Here is a 20387-nt window from a genome sequence, read left to right on the forward strand (position 1 = left end):
CTGGCAAGGGGGGACACGATGGCTCCGGGCGAGACGATGGGGGCGTGGGTGGTGGAGGCGCCCGGCCCGGTGGAGCGCGGGCCGCTCAGCCCGAGGGACCTCCCGCTGCCGCGAGCCGCGGATGACGAGCTGCTCGTGCGCGTGTCGGTCTGCGGGGTCTGCCGTACGGACCTGCACGTCGCTGAAGGTGATCTTCCGCCGCACAGGCCGGCGGTGGTACCCGGCCACGAGGTGGTCGGGCGCGTCGTGGCGGCGGGTGGGGCGACGACGGGGTTCGGCGAGGGGGACCGCGTCGGCATCGCCTGGTTGCGCCGCACCTGCCAGCAGTGCGCGTACTGCCGCCGGGGCCGGGAGAACCTGTGCCCGAACTCCCGCTACACCGGATGGGACGCTGACGGCGGCTACGCTGAGTACACCACCGTGCCCGCCGATTACGCCTACCACTTGCCGGACGGCTACTCCGACGAGGAAGCCGCGCCGTTGCTGTGCGCGGGGCTGATCGGCTATCGGGCGTGGCTGCGGGCGCAACTGCCCGAAGGCGGCCGCCTGGGTATCTACGGCTTCGGCGCCAGCGCGCATCTCACCGCCCAGGTCGCCATGGCCTGCGGCGCGACGGTGCACGTGCTGACGCGCTCGGAGCAGGCCCGGGAGCTGGCGCTCGGACTGGGCGCGGCCTCGGCGCGCGGGGCGGCCGACCGTCCGCCGGAGCCGTTGGACTCGGCGGTGCTGTTCGCGCCGGTCGGAGAGCTCGTTCCCGTCGCGCTGGAGGCGCTGGACCGGGGCGGGACCCTGGCGGTCGCGGGCATCCACCTCACCGACGTGCCGCCGCTGAACTACCAGCGGCACCTGTTCTCCGAACGGAACCTGTGCAGCGTCACGGCCAACACGCGCCAGGACGGTCAGGAGTTCCTCCGGTTCGCCGCGCGCCACCGGATGCGGGTCACCACGACCGCTTACCCGTTCGCGGAGGCCGACCGGGCGCTGGAAGACCTCGCCCGAGACCGGGTGCACGGTGCGGCGGTGATCAGGGTCGCCGCCTGAGCCCCGGTGGGGCACGCTGGGCATGCGGCCGGGTGAGTAGCGGCCCGAGGGGGTGGGGAGGATGAGCTCGTTTCCCTCCGCGTTGGGGTTGTCCCCGCAGCAGACCGAGGACGTGGTCCGGGCGGCCGCTGCAGCACCGTCGCTGCACAACAGCCAGCCGTGGCGGTTCCGGCTCTCGCCGAACGTGATCGAGTTGCACGGCGACCCGCGGCGCCGGCTCCCCGCGGCCGACCCGGCCGACCGGGAACTGCGGCTGGCCTGTGGTGCGGCGCTGATGAACCTGCGGCTGGCCCTCACGCACGCCGGTGTGCGGCCGGTGGTGACCCTGCTGCCGCGACTGGCGGGTCCGTTGGCGCTGGCCGAGGTCCGCGTCCAGGGCCGCGGGGCGCCCGCGCCCGCCGACGAGATGCTGTACCGGGCGATCCCGGCGCGGCGCAGCAACCGGCGTCCGTTCCTCGACACCGCCGTACCCGCGGGCGATCGCCACCAGTTGGAGAAGGCGGTGCGCGAGGAGCACTGCCGGTTGCACGTGATCGAAAGGCATGAGCGGGCCGGGCTGGAACGGCTGGTGCAGCGTGCTCACCGGGAGCAGATGAACGATCCGGCGTTCCGCGAGGAGCTGGCCCGCTGGACCGGAGTACCGCAGGGGACGGCCGAGGGCGTTCCGGTGGCGAGCGCGGGACCGGAGCCCGAACCGCAGGACCAGTGGGTGGTGCGCGACTTCTCGGGCGGTCAGGCGCGGCAGCGCGTGGCGGGCAAGGACTTCGAGGATGAACCGCTGCTCGTGGTGCTGTGTTCGTACCGCGCGGGCAAGATCGAGGATCTGGAGGCGGGCCAGGCGTTGCAGCGGATGCTGCTGACGGCGACGTCGCAGGGCCTGTCGGCGTCCTTGCTGTCCCAGGTGGTGGAGGTCGCGCAGGCGCACGCGGAGTTGCGGCGGCTGCTCGGGGAAGGACTGTGGCCGCAGGCGGTGGTCCGCGTCGGCTATGGCTCGCCGATGCCGCGCACTCCGCGGCGCGAGCCGTGGGAACTGGTGATGGACTCCGGCTCGCCGGTGAACAGCCCGGACTGACCTGCACGAACGCGGCTGTCGGTGCTGTGCCGGTGTGAACCTTCCCGGTTGTGGGTTCACCGCGCTTCGCGGACGACGGCCACCGGGCACCGCGCGTGGTGCAGCACGCCGCTGGCTACCGAGCCGAGGAGCAGCTCCCGGAAGCCGCCGCGTCCGCGATGGCCGACCACCACGAGCCGGGCATCACCGGAGGCGTTGGCCAGCGCGGCGACGGGGTGCGCGCGTTCGGCGACGTGACGCACGGGCACGTCGGGGTAGTTCTGCCGCAGCTCGGCGGTCTGCTCGATCAGCGAGCGCTCGATCGCGTCCTCGACCCGCTGGGCGTCCTCGGGTGGCAGGGGCACCGCGAGCAGGCCCTCCTCCCGCCACATCTGCATCACGAGCAGCTCGCAGCCGCGCTGGGTCGCGGCGTCGAAGGCGAAGCGCAGAGCGGCACGGCTGCCGGGCGAGTCGTCCACACCGACCACGACGGGACCGGTGGCGGACGTGTGGTCGGAGCGGATGACGATCACCGGGCAGTGGGCGTGGGTGGCCACGTCCTTGCTCACCGAACCGAGCAGGGCGCCGGGGAAGCCGCCGCGCCCGTGCGAGCCGGTGACGAGCACTTGGGCGTGGTCGCTGCGCTTGATCAGTTCTCCGGCCGGGTAGCCGGTGAGCGCTTCCTCGGTGACGCGCAGGCCGGGTGCGTGCTCGCGGCAGCGGTCGGCGGCCTGGCGGAGCGCCTTTCCGGCGTAGTCGGCCCGCGCCGGGTCGTCGTTGGCGATCACCACCTGCAGGGCGGCCCCACGCCGCTGGGCTTCGTCGGCGGCCCAGACGGCCGCGTCGAGGGCGTGCTCGGATCCGTCGACGGCCGCGACGACCGGGTTGCCGGCGTTGACCATGGCCGCGCTCCTCACTTCGTCCGGTCTCGCACGACGGCGACGGGACACGGGGCGTGGTCCAGTACGCCCGTGGCCACCGACCCCAGCAGCATCCCCGCGAAGCCACCACGCCCGCGGTGTCCCACGACGACCAGTTGCGCGTCCTTTCCCAAGGTCGTCAACGCGACCACGGGGTTCCCGCGCCGGGCGATCTCGCGCACTGCCACGGTGGGGTAGTCCTGCGACCACCCGGCCAGCTGTTCGGACAGGGCTCGCCGGGTCTCGTCGGTTCGCTCGGCGACCTCGATGTCGAGCAGCGGCACGACGGGGGCGTACTCGTCTTCTTCCCAGACCTGCACGGCCACGAGCTCGCTGCCGCGTGCGGCCGCCTCGCCGAAGGCGAACCGCAGGGCCGCTCGGCTGTGGGGCGAGTTGTCCAGCCCGACGACCACGGGGCCGCTGTCGGCGGGGTGGTCGCGGACCACGACGGTCGGGCAGTGGGCGTGGGTGGCGACCTTGGTGCTGACCGAACCGAGCAGTCTCGCCCGCACCGGGCTGCGCCCGCGGGAGCCGACGACGAGCAGCTGGGCACCTCCGGACTCGGCCACCAGTTCGCGGGCGGGGTTACCGCGCCGGACCTCGGACTCGGTGGCCAGGTCGGGGTGGTGCCCCGTAGCGCGCAGCACGGCTGAGTGCAGCACCTTCTCGGGCTCGCCCCCGTACGGGGGCAGGTCTGTGACCAGCACCGGCCGCAACGGCGCGCGCCGCAGCGCGGCGTCGTCGGCCGCCCACGTCGCCGCGGCCAGCGACTGCTCGGAACCGTCCACCCCCACGACCACGGGCGCCTGCGTCTCCATGGTGCTTCCCCCTCCGCCTGGCCAGGCGGTGCCGCACTCAGGATGGGTCAGGCGCAGACGGCTCGCATGGTCACCGGTCCGCTGATCCAGTGCGGTTCGGGACGTTGACCAGCGACTCGTGCTCCGGTGCCACCCCTGCTACTGCGGGCCCCGAACGATGACGACCGGGCAGTGGGCGTGGTGCACGCAGTACTGGCTGACCGAGCCCAGCAGTGCCCCGGTCAGTCCGCCGTGCCCGCGGTTGCCCACGACGAGCAGGTCAGCGCCCTTGTCCCGCGCGGCATCGAGCAGCGCCCTGGCCGGATGGGCCTGGGCGACCTCCTTGCTGACGGGAACCGAGGTCCGGCCGCCCACCTCGTTGATCACCTCGTCGAGGTACCGGGCGGTGGTCGTGCCGAAATCCTCCAGACCGGGCACTTCCCAGTTGTAGATCAGCGGCGTGTCCCAGGCCATCAGCGCCGTGACGGAACCGTGGGTGAGGCCGGCGTGCCACAGCGCCCACCGCAGCGCTTCCCTGGAGGCTGGTGAGCCGTCAACGCCGACCACGATCGTGTAGACGCGTTCCTCGGTCATGGTCACCTCCGCTGGTGTGCATCAAGGATGCGACGCGCACCGGCGGTGCGCCCAGCGAGCCGGTCTCGCACGACGGCGAAGGCACCCCAGGCGTCGCGGTCGCCGTGCTCGGTGCTGGGCACGACGATGCCTACGCCGCGATGCTGCGGACCGAGCAGGTCAGAGCCGGGCGCGGGTGTCGCGGTAGGTGACGAGCAGCAGTCCGAACGGGCTGTCCTCCAGCCGGGGCACGGCGGTCGGGTTGCGCGGGTCCGCGATGCGGGCCTTGCCGCCGTCGTTGGTGGCCACCAGGAGGTTCCCGACGGTCTCGCGGCCTCTCCGGTCCTTGCGCCGCAACCACACCACGGCGCCGGTGTCCGGCGGCAGCGTCTGCACCTGGGAGATCACCTCTGGCCAAGCGGTGTGGTGGCTCGTGCCGAGCACCGGTCCCAGGTCGCGCATCGTCGGCTCGAACCAGGCGGCGGCGCCCGGGTCCGGGGGCTCCGGCAGGTTCTGCGCGTGCGCGTCCCAGTGCCGCAGGTATTCCCACGGGTCCTCGTTGGGCAGGCCGAATGGGTCTTCCTCGGCGTCCTTGGGGACGACGAGCGCGGAGTCCAGCAGCTGGTCGCGCCAGTCACCGGTGCGCACGAAGGTCTCGGTGGTGCAGGCGAACAGCCAGCCGCGGCGCAGCTCGTCCTCGGCCGCGGGGGCGACGAGGACGACCTCGCCGCCGTAGGTGGCCTCCAGCCACGCCGTCGCCTTGGCCACCGCGGAGTCGAGGTCGGGAGCGGCGCTCCGCCAGGGCACCGGGATGGGCTCGGCGGTCGCGGGCTCCCGGCGGAACGTGGCGACGGTCAGCTCGTGGACCTCCTCGTCGCGGAGTTCGGCGGGCATCCCGCGCTGGGGGTCGAGCACCAGCACGGCGCCGTCGGCGTACTTGGCGTACAGCAGGTGTCCGGTGACCTCGGTGCCGCGGAACCGGCGGCGCAGCCAGACCACCGCGCAGGTGTTCGGTCCTCCCGCCGCGATCACGTCCAGCGCCGTCGCCCAGGTGCGGTGCGCGGTGGTGGTCGCGTCCGGGAAGTGCTCGGCCAGCAGGCGGCTCCACCAGTCCGGGCGCTCGTCGGCCGGCTTCCACGGCAGCGCGCTCGCCTGCGCGCCTCGCAGGACGGCGTCGACCGCGACCACGCAGTTGCGCGCGTTGACCCGCCAGCGCCACGGTTCGCGCCCGGGGAAGACGGGCGCCGGAGGCGGCGCGAGGTTGAGGGCTTCGTCGATCGGCGCGGCGTTCGCGACGGGGAAGGGGGCGCGTCCGTCCTTCGGGACGGCGACGGTGCCGGCCAGCATGGGCTGCGCGGCGGCGTCCCGGTGGCCGCACCGGACCAGCCAGCTGTGCCGTCCCTCGGCGACCGGCGCCGGGTCGGTGACGCCGACGCTTCCGCCGTAGACCTGCTCCAGCCAAGTGGCTGCGCTGCGGATCGGATCGATCATGTCGCGGGCTTCTCGATTCTGTGGCATCGGATCAAGGACGAGCAGGGTGCGTGGCGGGTGCCTATTCGATCATGTCGTCCTCGTCCGAGCTCGGTCGCGGACTACCCACGTCCTCCATCTCGACATCCCCATCCGAGCTCGTGCGCGCATGGCCGGCATCGGGCATCGGGGTGTCCTGGTCAACCGCAGGCGGGGTATCCGGCCGGGACGCTGGAGAGTCCGCGTCCGCCATCTGGACGTCCTGGTCGTGATGGCTCGCCGGTGCCTGCTGGCTTGTGGGCGGTGCCTGCGGCTGGGCGGGCGGCGTGTCCGGTTTGGCCGCGGGAGCGTTCGTATCGACCGCCGGGGCGTTCGGGTAGTCCATCGCGTACAGCTCGCTGGGTTTCTTGCTGATGTCGGCGGGCATTCCGCTCTGCCCGTCGAGGTAGACGACCGTGCCGTCGGGCTGCTTGACCACGTTGAAGAAGTGCCCGACCTCCTCGTTGGGCCACCTCGCCGCAACGGACGCCACGAACCCGGGCGGTTGGTTGGCGACGTCATGGCTGAGCTGGTCGTAGCCACCCGGGACCGGCTGGAACTTCCCGCTGGAACCGTGCGCCACCGAACCGCTCGCCACGTTGTCCATACTCATGGGCTTGGCCGGGTCCACCTGGTACGACTGCCCGGTCTTGATGGTGTGCGCGGTGGCGACCGTGCAGTTGCCGCAGTTGGTGTCGTGTCCCGCGGTCTTGCTGTCGAACTTGTCCTTGTTGATCTTCTGCACCGGCTCGAAGTGCGCCTTCATGAAGGCGTCAGCTTCTTCCTTGGTCTTGAAGCTGCTCGCGTCGATCACGTTCGGCTTCTGGGCCGGGGCGTTGTGCGGCGGAACGTTCTGGGGCTGGGCGTTCTGCGGTGGAGCGGCCTGCGGCTGGACGTTCCGCGGCGGCGGAGCGCTCTGCGGGGCGGTGCTCGGCGCGGGCCTGGGAGGCCGGACGATCGGCCTGCCCGTGCGCGTCGTTGGCGGCGTCGGCGGGCGGGGTGCCCCGAACAACGGCGGGGGCGTCGCACCGCCCCCGGGCCCGCTCTTGGGCGCTCCGACGTCCTTCGGGGGAGGTGGAGTGCTCGCGCCGGCAGGCGTGGTCGTGTCCGGGCCGGTGCCGGGGCCCTTGCCGCCCGCGGGGCCGGAGTTGTCGGCGCCGGTCGGAGAGGTGTCCGCCGGACGGTCGGTGATGCCCTGCTTGGGCGGTGGCGGGGTCTTCACGGGCGGTGGGGCGGTGCTGCTGTCGTTCTTGATCTTCTTGAGTGCGTCGGCCGCCTCGTCGAAGGAACCGCCCAGCTTTGTGAGCATGGGCATCAACGACTTCATCGCCTTGACCAGCTTCGTGGTGATGTCGGCGATCTTGGCGGCGACCTTGGCGACCTCGGCCACCACCTGCGGCACCACCCAGGTCAACCCGATCCCCAGCGTGGCCACCACCTGCAACGCCCAGCTCACCAGATGACCGACCAGCTCGGCGATGATGTCGCGCACCAACGTGCGCACCGCGGCCACCACCTCACCGGCGGTGGCGATCCCACTGGAAGCCCCCTCGGCCGCGCTCTGCGCGGCGGTGATCAGCTTGCCGGTGTCGGCGCTGCGGGCCCGGTAGGCATCGCCGGCCTGCCCGGTCCAGCCGGCGGTGTCCTTGTCCACCAAATCGGTCATGTCCGCGGCGATCGCGGCCAGTTCGGCGCCGATGTTCTTCCACGTCTCCGAATGCGCCTTGATCTCGTCCGGATCCCCAGTCAGCGAGTCCAGCGCGTCCGAGACCGGGCCGACGTGCTCCATCAGCCACCCCACCCCGGCAGCCAGGATCGCCCCGAACGGATCCAACGCCATCCCCAGCGCATCCAGACCGGTCCCCACCGCACCCAGCACCCCGGCCGCCCAGTCACCGGACTCGATCGCCTTGCGCGTCTCGTCCACCGACTCCAGGATCGGAACCCCGCTGAACCCCTGCGTCGAGTCCTGCCGTTGCGCCACCAACGGATTGGTCATGGCGGGGCCCACCCCCGGGATGTGTCGATGCGGAAAGGGGAACTGCTCGGCGGAACTGCTCAGCGGATCAGTGTGTGGTTTCCTCGGTCACGACCCCGCAGGGCATGCTCCGCCTTTCGAGATAATTCGGACAGAATGCCGACGCTGCGCTGCGAGCGTTCTCCGCGGGCGCGATGCCTGATCCAGGAGTGATCACCGGTGATCAGGCCCACGAGTCCACGCCGAACACGCACGTGTCGCTCACATGATCACGGGAAGCGCCAATGCTGCGCCAACGTCGCGCCAACGCCGAGCCCGGGAGCGCGGAGGACCACGGCCGCTGTCGGCACTCGCCCAGGTCACCGGCCTCAGGCGTGCCCGCCTTCACAGCGATGGTATCGGCGATCGGCTCGGCTGAGCCCGCTTCACCGAGGAACCGGACACCCGAGTGGCCCGCGTTCGCCGGTGACGACCGCCGGGGCCGTGGGTGCTGGTAGCGGTGTCATGCCGAAGCGGTTGATCCCGGCCAGATAGCCGATCAGCAACGCCACGAGGATGGCCGTTAGGATCGGTTTGGTGGGGAACTGCATCTCGTAGCGGGCTTTCGGGGACATTGCGCGACCTCCTGAACATCCGGATCAGGCCGGACCTGCGTGGCTGAGCCAGAGCGCGCCGGTCGGCGGTAGGCGCACGCAGGCGGACGCGGGGTGTTCCTGCCAGGGTTCGGGCGCTGCCGAGACCGAGCCGGCGTTGCCGACGCCGGTTCCGCAGTAGACCGCCGCGTCGGTGTTGATCACCTCCCGCCAGCGTCCGGACAGCGGCAGCCCGAGCCGGTGCCAACGCGCCTCGGGCGCGAAGTTGACGACGCAGGCCAGCGGAGGACCGGTGTGGCCGACGCGGAGGAACGAGACGACGTCCGAGACCGCGCCCTGCCCATCGATCCACGCGAAACCGGCAGGACCGTGGTCGTGCAGTGCCGGTGTCGAGCGGTAGACGGCGTTGAGGTCGGCCGTGAGGCGCAGGATGCCGGCGTGCAGCGGATCGGCCAGCAGTTCCCAGTCGAGTGAGCGCTGTTCCGACCACTCGCGCACCTGCCCGAACTCTCCGCCCATGAACAGGAGCTGATCGCCGGGATGGGCCCACGTGTGGGCCAGCAGGCAACGCGTCCCGGCCGCCCTGAGCGCGTCGTCGCCGGGCATCCGCGTCCACAGCGAACCCTTCCCGTGCACGACCTCGTCGTGGGACAAGGGCAGCAGGAACCGCTCGCTCCAGGCGTAGGACAGCGGCCGCACGACGTCGGCGCGGTGCGCGGCGCGCTGCCCGGGCTGCTGGCCGAGGTAGCCGAGGGTGTCGTGCATCCAGCCCAGGTTCCACTTGAGGTCGAACCCGAGTCCGCCATCGCACGTGGATGCGGTGACGCCCGGCCACGCGGTCGCTTCCTCCGCGATGACGAGCACGCCGGGGTGCAGCCGGTGGACGGTGTCGGTGAGCTCCTGCAGGAACCGGACCGCGTCCAGGTTCTCGCGGCCCCCGTGTTCGTTGGGAAGCCATTCGCCGTCCTGCCGCGCGTAGTCCAGATAGAGCATCGAGGTCACGGCGTCGACCCGGAGGCCGTCGGCGTGGAACTGCTCGATCCAGTACAGGGCGCTGGCGAGCAGGAAGTTGCGCACTTCGGGCCGACCGAGGTCGAACTGCAGGGTGCCCCACTCGGGGTGGTCGGCCCGTCGCGGGTCGGGGTGCTCGTACAGCGGTGCCCCGTCGAAGCTCGCCAGCGCCCAGTGGTCGCGGGGGAAGTGCGCCGGAACCCAGTCCAGCACGACACCGATGCCCCGGGAGTGCATGTGGTCCACGAGGTACCGGAGGTCGTCGGGTGATCCGAACATCGGTGCGGGGGCGTAGTAGGAGGTGACCTGGTATCCCCACGACCCGCCGAACGGATGGCTGGTCACCGGGAGCAGCTCGACGTGCGTGAACCCGGCTTCCACGACGTGGTCGGCCAGTTCGTGGGCGAGCTCGCGGTATCCGAGGCCGCGTCGCCACGAACCGGCGTGCACTTCGTACACGCTCATCGGCCGCTCGCGTGCGGTGCGGCGTGCGAGCCAGTCCGCGTCGTTCCAGGCGTGATCGGAGGTGTGGACGACGGCGGCGTTCTCCGGTGGTGGCTGCACGGCGAACGCCAGCGGATCCACTTTCTCCCGCCAGCGGCCGTCGGCCCCGAGGATGTCGAAGCGGTACGTCGCCCCGTCCGGTACCCCAGGGACGAAGGTCTCCCAGATGCCGGAGGCCCCCAACCGGCGCAGGGGAGTGGCTCCGCTGCCGCGGCTGTGGAAGTCACCGCGCACCTGGACCTGCCGGGCGCGCGGCGCCCACACCGCGAAGGACACACCCTGGACCGAACCGCCGGACGAGGGCTGGACGCGGTGGTGCGCTCCCAGCACGTCCCACAGCCGTTCGTGCCTGCCCTCCGCGAGCAGGTGCAGGTCGAGGTCTCCCAGCGCGCTCCTAGCCGGCATCGGATTCCTCCAGCAGCCGGAGCACCCCCCGGATCGGGATCTCCGACCACGACGGCCGGTGCCGGACCTCGTAGGCGGTCTCGTACAGGGCCTTGTCCAACACGTAGGCGTCCAGGAGCGCTCGTTGCTCCCGCGGGTCGAAGCCGGCGGCTTCGGCGTAACCGTCGAGGAACGCGGACCTGGCGCGCTCCGCCCAGGCGCGCGGGCCTTCGCCGGCCTGCCGCGCGAGGGCGGTGCGGTCGGCGGCGTAGTCGAAGGAACGCAGCATGCCGGCCACGTCGCGCAGCGGGGACGCCGGAAGCAATCGCGAGGCGAGGGAACGGTCGGGCTCCCCTTCGAAGTCGAGCACGAGCCAGCCGCGGAGCGAGTGCAGCACCTGGCCGAGATGGAGGTCCCCGTGCACTCGCTGGGAGGGAATTTGCGGTGTTCGCACGATCTCCTCCCCAAGGGAGAGCACGGTCTCACGCAGAGCGGCTTCGTGCTCTGCGAGCCGGGGTGACAGCGGCAGTGCCGAGTCCAAAGTGGAGTTGAGCTGCCGAATGCTGTGCTTCTGCTCGAACGGTGATGTCCCGAAGGAGCGGGCGAGATCGCGGTGGACCCGTGCGACGGCGACGCCCACTTCCACCGCGGCCGCGGGGAACGCGGAGAAGTCGCGGCCTTCGAGCTCTCCGGCCAGGTCGTGCAGTGCCATGTCCCAACCGGTGGTCGAGCAGGGAACGAATTCCTGCAACGTCATCATCGAGGTGGTGACGCCGCCCACGTCGGTGTCCATGAATCCGCGCAGGACCGGCACATGTGCGTTGTGCGCGGCTACCAGCGCGCGGTTGAGCTCCACGTCCGGATTGATCCCGGGGACCAGTCTGCGGAAGACCTTGAGCACCAGCCGTTCGTCCACGACGACCGAGCTGTTGGACTGCTCCTGCGCGACAGCCCGGACTCCGCCGCGACCGGGTTCCAGGCCTCTGGCGTCGGCCGTCAGGCGGAATCGCATGCTGCCGGGACCCCGTTCGGCGGCGAACGCGGCCACCAGCCGGCGCACCAGCTCCGGGTCGGCGAGGGCGTCGTAGACGACGCTGCCGTCTGACTCGCCCAGGACCGCGCTGCCCAGCGCGGGCGGCACCGTCGACCGGAAACCGAGGGGGACCTGGTAGTAGTCGCGCCCGCCGTCGTCGAAGGTGAGCCGGATGACCGACAGCACCGCTCTGGGGCCGGTGCCGCTGTCCAGCGCGACGGCGCGGACGATCCCGACTTCGTCGATCCGCCGGTTCTTGTCGGCGAACCAGGGCTGGGCGGGAAGCCACGTGGCGATCTGGCGGTGCAGGTCCGCAGCGGCCGGACCTCGCATCGGCGTGTTCATTTCGTCTCCTCGGCGGGGCTGATCGCGAACCAGAAGAAGCCGTGGCCAGGAACGCTCAGCTGGTAGGGCTGGTCACCGATGGCGGGGAAGGCGGCCCCACCGGTGACCTCCCGGACGGTGTGCCCGGACCAGTCGGCGAGGTCGAGCTCGATCGGCTGCGGAGAACCCGACATGTTGTTCACGCACAGCATCACGTCGTCCCCGGTGGCGGACCGGTGCTTGCGCAGGAAGGCCAGGACGGTCTGGTTGGACGGGTCGATCTCGTGGAACGAACCGAGGCCGAACGCCGAGTGACGCTTGCGGATCCGCAGCATGCGACGCGTCCAGTGCAGGAACGACGCGCTGTTGCGTTGCTGGGACTCGACGTTGACCCGGTGGAAGCCGTACACGGGGTCCATGACCGGCGGCAGGTACAGGCGCTCGGGGTCGGCTCGGGAGAACCCGGCGTTGCGGTCCGGTGTCCACTGCATGGGCGTCCGGACCGCGTCCCGGTCGCGCAACCAGATGTTGTCACCCATCCCGATCTCGTCGCCGTAGTACAGGAACGGCGAGCCGGGCAGGCTCAGCAGCAGTGCGGTGAACAGCTCGAGCTGGTTGTAGTCGTTGTCGAGCAGCGGCGCCAGCCTGCGCCGGATGCCTATGTTGGCCTTCATGCGGGGATCCGGGGCGTACTCCCGGTACATGAACGACCGTTCGTCGTCACTGACCATCTCCAGGGTCAGCTCGTCGTGGTTGCGCAGGAAGATCGCCCACTGCGCGCCGGACGGGATCTCCGGCGTGCGTCGCAGGACCTCCGAGACGGGGCCGCGGGTCTGCTGCCGCGCGGCCATGAAGATCCGCGGCATCAGCGGGAAGTGGAAGGCCATGTGCATCTCGTCGCCGCCGGAGGACGGGTCGCCGAAGTAGTCGACGACCTCGGTCGGCCACTGGTTGGCCTCGGCCAGCAGGACGCGGTCGTGGTACTCGTCGTCGACGATCTTGCGGCACCGCTTGAGGAAGTCGTGGGTCTCCGGCAGGTTCTCCCCGTTGGTGCCCTCGCGCTCGTAGAGGTAGGGCACCGCGTCCATCCGGAATCCGTCGATGCCCAGGTCGAGCCAGAACCGCATCACGTCGAGCATCGCGTCCTGGACGTGCGGGTTGTCGAAGTTGAGGTCCGGCTGGTGGGAGAAGAACCGGTGCCAGTAGTACTGGCCGCGCACCGGGTCGTAGGTCCAGTTGGAGGACTCGGTGTCGACGAAGATGATCCTGGCGTCCGGGTACTCGGTGCCGTGGTCGCTCCAGACGTAGAAGTCCCCGTACGGGCCGTCCGGGTTGTTCCGCGACTCCACGAACCACGGGTGCGTGTCCGAGGTGTGGTTGAGCACGAGGTCGGTGATGACCCGGATTCCCCGGCGGTGGGCTTCGTCGAGCAGGTGGACGAAGTCCTCGACGGTGCCGAACTCCGGCAGCACTGCGCGGAAGTTGCGGATGTCGTATCCGCCGTCGCGCAGCGGGGAGTCGTAGAACGGGGGCAGCCACAGGCAGTCGACGCCGAGCCACTGCAGGTAGTCCAGCCGGTCGGCGAGGCCGAGCAGGTCCCCGGTGCCGTTGTCGTCGCGGTCGCCGAAGGCGCGCACCAGCACCTCGTAGAACACGGCGGTCTTGAACCACTCGGGCTGGTCGGGAGCCGGTTGCGCCTGTCCGAACTGCTCGGATCCCGGCTCGACGATCACTCCGGGGGCGATGCGCTCACTCATGACGGTCCTCCACTGCGACGATGTGCGCGACCGCGTGCCACGGCTCCAGGCGGACGCGGGTGCTTTGGTCCCACTCCCATCGCCGGCCGCTGACCTCGTCGCGGACGGCGAGCCGCTCACCCGGCTCCCGGCCGAGCACGGCCGGATCCAGCCGGAGCGTTCCTTCCTGCGGGCGGTGCGGCTCGAGGTTGACCACGCACACGACCGCGTCGCCGGTGGCGGGGTCGGTCTTGGAGTAGGCGATCAGCGAGTCGTTGTCGATGTGGTGGAAGTGCAGGGTGCGCAACTGCTGCAGCGCGGGGTGCCGTCTGCGGATCTCGTTCAGTCGGCGGAGCCAGGGCTCCAGCGACCGGCCCGCCGCGGCGGCGCCTGCGAAGTCACGTGGTCGCAACTGGTACTTCTCCGAATCGAGGTACTCCTCGCTGCCGGGGCGCACCGGTTCGTGCTCGTAGAGCTCGTAACCGGCGTACATGCCCCAGGAGGGGGAGAGGGTGGCGGCGAGCGCGGCCCTCAGCGCGAACATCGCGGGTACACCGTCTTGCAGCGACTCGTGCAGGATGTCCGGTGTGTTGACGAACAGGTTCGGCCGCGCCTCGTCCTGGTGCTCGAGGAGCTCCCGCCCGAACCTCGTGAGCTCCTCCTTGCTCGTGCGCCAGGTGAAGTAGGTGTAGCTCTGGCTGAACCCGAGCCGCGCCAGTCCCCACAGGCGTGCGGGCCGGGTGAAGGCCTCGGCGAGGAAGAGCAGGTCGGGGTGGCGCTCCTTGGCCGCGACGATCAGCCGGTGCCAGAAGTCCGGCGGTTTCGTGTGCGGGTTGTCCACCCGGAAGATGCGCACGCCGTGGGCGGCCCAGTGCAGCACGATCCGCAGGATCTCGGCGTGGAGCCCGTCGCGGTCGTTGTCGAAGTTCAGCGGGTGGATGTCCTGGTACTGCTTCGGCGGGTTCTCGGCGTGCGCGATGGTCCCGTCGGGCAGGGTGCTGAACCATTCCGGGTGCTCGCGCAGCCAGGGGTGGTCGGGTGCGCACTGCAACGCGAGGTCGAGCGCCACCTCCATGCCGAGTGCACGGGCTCGTCCGACGAAGGCGTCGAAGCCGGCGAGGTCGCCGAGCTCCGGGTGGACCGCGTCGTGTCCTCCGGCGGCGGAGCCGATCGCCCACGGTGAGCCCACGTCCTCCGGCTCCGTGGTCAGGGAGTTGTTCCGGCCCTTGCGGTTGACCTCGCCGATCGGGTGGATCGGCGGCAGGTAGACCACGTCGAAGCCCAGGTCCGCGATGCGGTCGAGTTCGGCGGTGGCGGTCGCGAACGTGCCGTGCACGGGCGCGCCGTCGGGGTCGAGGCCGCCGGTCGAACGGGGGAAAAGCTCGTACCAGGCGCTGAACAGCGCTCGCGGACGGTCCACCCAGAGCTGCTGGGTGCGGCCTTCGGTGACCAGCTCGCGCACCGGGTGCTCGGAGACCAGCCTCAGCACCGGTTCGGACGTCGCGAGCGAAAGCCGGTCCTTCGGCGCGGATTCGTGGTCGCGAAGTCGTTGCGCCGCCAGGTCGAGCAGCGCGTCGTCCTGGTCGTTGGCGATGTGCTGCCGCACCTGGTCGAGCAGGCGGGCGCCGATCTCCAGGTCGTTGTGCAGTGGCTGGGCAGCCGACACCCGCGCGTCGACCCGCCGCAGCCAGCTCGTCCACGGATCGCCCCAGGCGTCGACCCGCAACGTCCACATGCCTTCGGCATCCGGCACGACCGCGGCCGACCACCGGTCCGTGCCCGGCTCCTCCCGCATCCGGGTGCTGCGCGACACCGCATCGGGACCGCGCCAGACGACCGAGGCCGCCACCGCTTCGTGCCCTTCCCGCCATACCGTCGCCGCCACAGGAATGTGCTCCCCGACGACGGCTTTCGTGGCGTGCGCGCCACCCCTGTCATCGGGCGAGACGTCTTCAATGCTGAACCGACCGCTCACCGCCGCCTCCGCAATCGAATGGGTCATCGTGTTCGAGCCTGGTGAACCGGGAGGAAGGAGGCGAGGAGGCCGTCGCCATTCCGCGGACTTCACGAAAAGCACGGCTGCTTGCGAGAAATGGACGTTGTCCGGGTGAATTGCGTGCCTGCGCTTCCGGGCCGGGGTGACGATGAATGCGCAAGAACGGCTGTCGGATTCAGTCAGCGGGAGGCCGTGGTGGAAACCGGGAGGGTAGTACTGCCAGGGCTAGGCACATCCGGGATCTGGCCCGGTCCTCGGTTGTTTCCTAGCTTCGGAAGTGGTCAACCGCCCGTTCTCCGGTCCCAGCGGCCGGGCTGTTCAGAAGGAAGATCATTCGTGGTTTCCACCGAAAGTCAGGCGGGTGCCGGCCTGTCGTCTGGCGTGTTCGACGCCAGGCTGTGGGGCGCGCTCATCGTCATCGCCAGCGCCGTCGGCCTGGATGTCAGCAGCGTCGCGATCGTCAACGCGGCGCTGCCCGACATCGGCGCGAAGCTGGACATCGGACCGGACACGCTGCAGTGGGTGATGACTTCCTACGCCGTCACCTTCGCGGGTTTCCTGCTCTTCGGCGGGCGGCTCGCCGACGTGTTCGACCAGCGGCTGGTCTTCACCTGCGGGGTCGGGCTGTTCGCGGCGTCGGCGCTGGTCATCACCGTGGCGCCGAACGCCGCGGTGCTGATGGTGGCCCGCGGGGCGCAGGGCGTGGGTGCGGCCATCTCGGTACCCGCGGCGATGACCCTGCTGACCCAGACGTTCCCGGAGGGGCCCGCGCGCAACAAGGCGCTGGGCATCTACGCCTCGGTGGGTGCGGCGAGCTTCGGTGCGGGGCTGGTGCTCGGAGGCATTCTCGCCGACCTGTTCGGATGGCGTTCGGTGTTCGCGGTCAACGTCGTGCTCGGGATCGCCGTCGTCGCCGGTGCCCAGGTGCTGCTGGCGAAGGGCACGCGCCACCACCGTCCGCTGGACGTGCCCGGCGCGGTCCTGATCACCGGCGGTCTGCTGCTGGTCGTGTTCGCGATCACCCGGGGCGGCCAGGTCGGCTGGACGTCGCTGTCCACGGCAGGAGCGCTGTGCTTCGGCCTGGCGCTGCTGGTCGCGTTCGTGGTGTGGGAGCGCAGGGTGGCGGTGCCGCTGTTGCCTGCGGAACTGCTGTCCAGGCGGCCGGTACGCGCGGGAGCGTTCGCGGGCCTGTTGTTCTTCGGCGCGGTCAACGGTCTGCTGTTTTTCGCGCCGCTGTACATGCAGGGCCTGCTCGGCTGGGAGCCGCTGCTTTCGGCGCTGGCGATGCTGCCGATGAGCGTGGTGGTCATCATCTCGTCCAACTTCGCAGGCCGAATCCTCGACCGGGTGGGCCAGCGGCGCCTCATGCTGGTGGGGTTGGCGATGATCGGTTGCGGTGTGGCGCTGTGGATCCCCACCCCGCTCGACGGCGTCTACTGGTGGCACATGCTGCCGGGGCTGGTCGTGATGAGCACCGGTCAGGGCCTGGCCTACACCGGTCTCACCGCGGCCGCGCTCAGCGGGCTTCCGCAGGAGCAGCACGGTGTGGCCGGGGCGTTCAACATCACCACCCAGCAGGTCGGCTCCGGTCTGGCGACCGCGTCACTGGTCGTGATCGCCGCCGCCGCACGGCCCGATGCCGGCCCCGCGGGAACGCTGTCGGGCTACCACGCGGCGTACGTGGCCGCGGTGGCCGGTGTCGCCGCCGGGGTCGCGCTGATCGCTCTGCTCCCCGCTTTCCGGTACGGCGCGGACGAGATCCGCCAGCCGAGCTGAATGCAAGGACCGACACAGGCGGGCGGCGATCCGCCGAGAGGAGCGCACATGTTGTTCGGGATCTCCACCTTCCTCACCGACGTGACCGAGACCGGCGAACCCGCCGTGCGGCCCGCCGAACTCGCCAAAGCGGTCGAGGAACGCGGGTTCGAGTCGCTGCTGACCGCCGAGCACACCCACATGCCCGCCCGGCCCACGCCGTGGCCGGGTGGCGACGCTCCGATCCCCGCGTTCTTCCGTTACACCTACGACCCTTTCGTCGCGCTCTCGATGGCCGCGGCGGCCACCCGCAGGCTGCGGGTCGGCACCGGAGTGACTGTGCTGACGCAGCGGGATCCGATCCTGCTCGCGAAGGAGGCGGCAACGCTGGACGTGCTCTCCGGCGGCCGGCTCATCCTCGGCATCGGCGCCGGTTGGCACCGCATCGAGGTGCGCAATCACGGCGTCGATCCCAAGCGGCGCTTCGGGGTGATGCGCGAACGCGCTCGGGTCCTGCGGCGGATCTGGACCGAAGAACTGCCCGAGTTCCACGGCGAGCACGTCGACTTCGACGCGATGTACTCGTTCCCCAAGCCGGTGCAACGGCCGCACCCCCCGATCCTGCTCGGCGGCTGGAGCGAGAACGTCTACGGCCGCGTGCTGGACTACGCCGACGGCTGGCTGTCGCCGCCGGAGTGGGGCGTGGAGGAGGTCACCGGCCCGGCAGGCAGGCTGCGGGAGCAGGCCGCCGAGCGTGGACTGCCGGAACCGCAGATCAACTTCTTCCTCAACTCCCTCGACTCGGGCGACCTGGAGAAAGCCGCGGAGATCCGGCCGCGGCGAATCCTGTTCTCGCTCAGCCCGATGGTGCGTGACGACGCCCTGCGCAGGCTCGACGAGCTCGCCGAGTTCATGGCCGGGCACAACGACTTCTGAACCAGGAGGAGAACTTCATGTACGTCGTGACCGTAGCGCTGGTGTCGCTTCCGGACGCAGTGGAGGACCTCGCTGCCGAGCTGCGTTCGGCAGTGCGGACGTGTTCCCACGACCCAGGATGCGTGTTCTATTCCGTGCAGCAGGACACGGCGGTGGAAACCCGATTCCTGCTCTACGAGCGCTGGGACGACCGGGAATCGTTCGACCAGCACGGCAAGAGCGACTTCGTCGTGGAACAGGGGCAGCGGCTGGCCCGGATGCTGGCGGCCGATCCGGTGGTGACCGAGTACGAACTGATCGAGTAGCACCGCTGCGCCATGTGATGAAACACGGGACGCGCAGTCGCTGGGTAGGCTGGGAAGAATGCGGGACGGCAACGTGGAACTGGCCGATTTCTTGAAGTCGAGGCGGGACCGGATCCGGCCCGAGGACGTGGGACTGTCGGTGCACGGGCGCCGCCGGGTGCGGGGGCTGCGCCGTGCGGAGGTGGCGCAGCTCGCCGGGATCAGCCCCGAGTACTACATGCGGCTGGAACAGGGGCGCAGCAACCGTCCGTCCCGTTCGGTGGTCGACGCGCTGGCCGAGGTGTTCCGGCTCGACGAGGACGAGCGCGAACACCTGTACCTGATCGCCAGGTCGGAGGTCGTGGCCCGCTCCGGAGGTGCCGGCGGCGTGGACGACGGCGTGCAGCGGCTGCTGGAGTCGGTGGATCCGGTGCCCGCCTACGTCCTCAACGCACGGCTCGACGTGCTGGCCTGGAACCGGATGGCGGCGGCGCTGGTCATGGACTTCGCCGAGCTCCCGGCCGGCCGCCGCAACCTGGTCTGGTTCGCGTTCTGCGAGGACCGGGCGCGGGACTTCTACGTGCACTGGGAGCGGATGGCGATGCAGGGCATCGCCCACCTGCGGGCCGCTCTGGGCCGCGCGCCCGACGATCCGGACACCAATGCGCTGATCGAGGACATCTCGGCTCGCAGCAAGCAGTTCCGCGACTGGTGGAGCAGGCACGAGGTCCGCGGTCCCGGCAGCGGGGTCAAGGAGTTCCGCCACCCGCTGGTCGGGCGCATGACGCTGAACTACAACGCCCTGCTGCTGCCGGGCGGCGGGGACCAGCAGCTGGTGATGTACACCGCGCCGGAGGGCAGCACGTCGCAGAACGCGCTGGACCTGCTCGCGGTGATCGGCAGCGAGAAGTTCGGCGACGCCAGCGACGTCGGCTCCGCCTGACCCGGGCAGCACGGCGAGGGCCGCCGGGAAGCAGGCGGCCCTCGTCCGCGTGCCGGCTCAGAGCAGGTCGTCGAGGTCGGTGCTCGCGGAGACGCGGCTCCACTGCTCGATCTCGCGCTGGGTCGAGGTCAGCTTCCCGAGCACCGCCTCCAGCGAGTCCACGCCCAGGGGCAGGCGGAACGGGCCGTCGTCGACCACCTCGAGGATCCTCGCCGCGGCCTTGTCCGGATCGCCGGGCTGGGTCCCGTGGAAGCCGCGCACCAGCTCCCGCACCGGGTCCATGACCTCGGCGTAGTCGTCGATGCGGTCGCTGTGCCGCAGGCTGGAGCCGGTGAAGTCGGTCCGGAACAGTCCGGGCTCGACCACCCGCACGTCGATGCCGAACGGCGCCACTTCCGCAGCCAGGCATTCGGATGCGCCTTCGAGGGCGAACTTGGCGGCGACGTAGGAGGAGAACCCCTGGTAGCCGACCTGCCCGTTGACGCTGGAGATCTGCACGATCGTGCCGGTTCGCGCGCGCCGCATGTGCGGCAGCACGGCTCTGGTCAACGCCATCGGGCCGAAGAACAGCACGTCGAGCATGTCGCGCAGTTCCTCCTCCGAGGTTTCCTCCACCGCGCCGACGTGGCCGTTGCCCGCGTTGTTGACCAGCACGTCGATGCGCCCGGTGCGGCTGATGGCGGTGCTGACGGCCTGGGAGATCTGGTCCTGCCGCGTGACGTCGAGCTGAAGGGGATGCACCGACTCACCTGGCGCCTCCGCCGCGAGCTGTTCCAGCGCCCGCACCCGGCGCCCCGTGGCGAATACGGTGTGCCCGGCCGCGCTGGCGGCTCGGGTGATGGCGGCTCCGAAGCCCGACGTCGCACCCGTGACGAACCAGACGCGCGACTCGCGGGACGCGTGGGTTTGCGCGTTGATGGCGATCACCTCTCGTTCTCGTGAACATGAACTTTTTCCGCGTGCTGTGTCGGGAAACGATGCTCCCCATTGTTCGTCGCTCGTGCCCTTTATCCGTCAGG

17 protein-coding genes are annotated in these 20387 nt (G+C 70.6%); 6 read left to right on the top strand and 11 right to left on the bottom strand.

What is annotated here, in order from left to right; genetic code table 11:
* Positions 1-36 precede the first annotated feature (36 nt).
* On the top strand, positions 37-1041 hold the full coding sequence (locus HUO13_RS16290; RefSeq protein ID WP_211902932.1) for a zinc-binding alcohol dehydrogenase family protein: 1005 nt from the start codon (positions 37-39) through the stop codon (positions 1039-1041).
* Positions 1042-1102: 61 nt separating this feature from the next.
* Complete coding sequence (locus HUO13_RS16295) at positions 1103-2113, top strand: Acg family FMN-binding oxidoreductase (RefSeq protein WP_211902167.1); 1011 nt, start codon at positions 1103-1105, stop codon at positions 2111-2113.
* 56 nt (positions 2114-2169) lie between these two features.
* Here the strand turns inward: HUO13_RS16295 and HUO13_RS16300 are convergent, their stop codons facing one another.
* From HUO13_RS16300 to HUO13_RS16345, 10 genes are all read right to left on the bottom strand, one after another.
* A complete protein-coding gene (locus HUO13_RS16300) occupies positions 2170-2994 on the bottom strand; it encodes a universal stress protein (RefSeq protein ID WP_211902168.1) in 825 nt (274 codons plus the stop codon).
* An 11-nt stretch (positions 2995-3005) separates the two neighbouring features.
* A complete protein-coding gene (locus tag HUO13_RS16305) occupies positions 3006-3830 on the bottom strand; it encodes a universal stress protein (protein ID WP_211902169.1) in 825 nt (274 codons plus the stop codon).
* Between the two features lie 138 nt (positions 3831-3968).
* On the bottom strand, positions 3969-4403 hold the full coding sequence (locus tag HUO13_RS16310; RefSeq protein WP_211902170.1) for a universal stress protein: 435 nt from the start codon (positions 4401-4403) through the stop codon (positions 3969-3971).
* Between the two features lie 159 nt (positions 4404-4562).
* The gene (locus HUO13_RS16315; protein WP_211902171.1) at positions 4563-5873 is read right to left on the bottom strand and encodes a YrhB domain-containing protein; all 1311 of its coding nucleotides are present in this window, start codon (positions 5871-5873) and stop codon (positions 4563-4565) included.
* A 61-nt stretch (positions 5874-5934) separates the two neighbouring features.
* Positions 5935-7890 (bottom strand): toxin glutamine deamidase domain-containing protein, encoded by a 1956-nt coding sequence (locus tag HUO13_RS38360; protein WP_211902172.1) that lies wholly within the window; start codon positions 7888-7890, stop codon positions 5935-5937.
* Between the two features lie 404 nt (positions 7891-8294).
* On the bottom strand, positions 8295-8483 hold the full coding sequence (locus HUO13_RS16325; protein ID WP_211902173.1) for a hypothetical protein: 189 nt from the start codon (positions 8481-8483) through the stop codon (positions 8295-8297).
* 24 nt (positions 8484-8507) lie between these two features.
* Positions 8508-10382: a 1,4-alpha-glucan branching protein GlgB gene (gene glgB, locus HUO13_RS16330; protein ID WP_211902174.1), complete on the bottom strand. Its 1875-nt coding sequence runs from the start codon at positions 10380-10382 to the stop codon at positions 8508-8510.
* On the bottom strand, positions 10372-11739 hold the full coding sequence (locus tag HUO13_RS16335) for a maltokinase N-terminal cap-like domain-containing protein (RefSeq protein WP_211902175.1): 1368 nt from the start codon (positions 11737-11739) through the stop codon (positions 10372-10374). The genes glgB and HUO13_RS16335 overlap by 11 nt, the downstream gene beginning before the upstream one ends.
* Positions 11736-13475: a maltose alpha-D-glucosyltransferase gene (treS, locus tag HUO13_RS16340; protein ID WP_211902176.1), complete on the bottom strand. Its 1740-nt coding sequence runs from the start codon at positions 13473-13475 to the stop codon at positions 11736-11738. Before treS ends, HUO13_RS16335 begins: the two co-directional genes overlap by 4 nt.
* On the bottom strand, positions 13468-15429 hold the full coding sequence (locus HUO13_RS16345; protein ID WP_211902933.1) for a maltotransferase domain-containing protein: 1962 nt from the start codon (positions 15427-15429) through the stop codon (positions 13468-13470). Before HUO13_RS16345 ends, treS begins: the two co-directional genes overlap by 8 nt.
* Positions 15430-15786: 357 nt before the next feature.
* Between HUO13_RS16345 and HUO13_RS16350 the strand changes: the two genes are divergently transcribed.
* From HUO13_RS16350 to HUO13_RS16365, 4 genes are read left to right on the top strand one after another with little or no spacing between them, the layout of a single operon-like run.
* Positions 15787-17226, top strand: coding sequence for an MFS transporter (locus HUO13_RS16350; RefSeq protein ID WP_211902177.1), 1440 nt, complete (start codon positions 15787-15789; stop codon positions 17224-17226).
* A gap of 48 nt (positions 17227-17274) precedes the next feature.
* Entirely contained in the window at positions 17275-18141 is an 867-nt protein-coding gene (locus HUO13_RS16355) for an LLM class F420-dependent oxidoreductase (RefSeq protein ID WP_211902178.1), read from the top strand.
* A 17-nt stretch (positions 18142-18158) separates the two neighbouring features.
* A complete protein-coding gene (locus HUO13_RS16360; RefSeq protein WP_211902179.1) occupies positions 18159-18446 on the top strand; it encodes a putative quinol monooxygenase in 288 nt (95 codons plus the stop codon).
* 58 nt (positions 18447-18504) lie between these two features.
* A complete protein-coding gene (locus HUO13_RS16365) occupies positions 18505-19368 on the top strand; it encodes a helix-turn-helix transcriptional regulator (protein ID WP_211902180.1) in 864 nt (287 codons plus the stop codon).
* A 57-nt stretch (positions 19369-19425) separates the two neighbouring features.
* Here the strand turns inward: HUO13_RS16365 and HUO13_RS16370 are convergent, their stop codons facing one another.
* A complete protein-coding gene (locus HUO13_RS16370) occupies positions 19426-20295 on the bottom strand; it encodes an oxidoreductase (protein ID WP_249124911.1) in 870 nt (289 codons plus the stop codon).
* Positions 20296-20387 lie beyond the last annotated feature (92 nt).

It is taken from the genome of Saccharopolyspora erythraea (assembly GCF_018141105.1).
GTDB lineage: Bacteria > Actinomycetota > Actinomycetes > Mycobacteriales > Pseudonocardiaceae > Saccharopolyspora_D > Saccharopolyspora_D erythraea_A.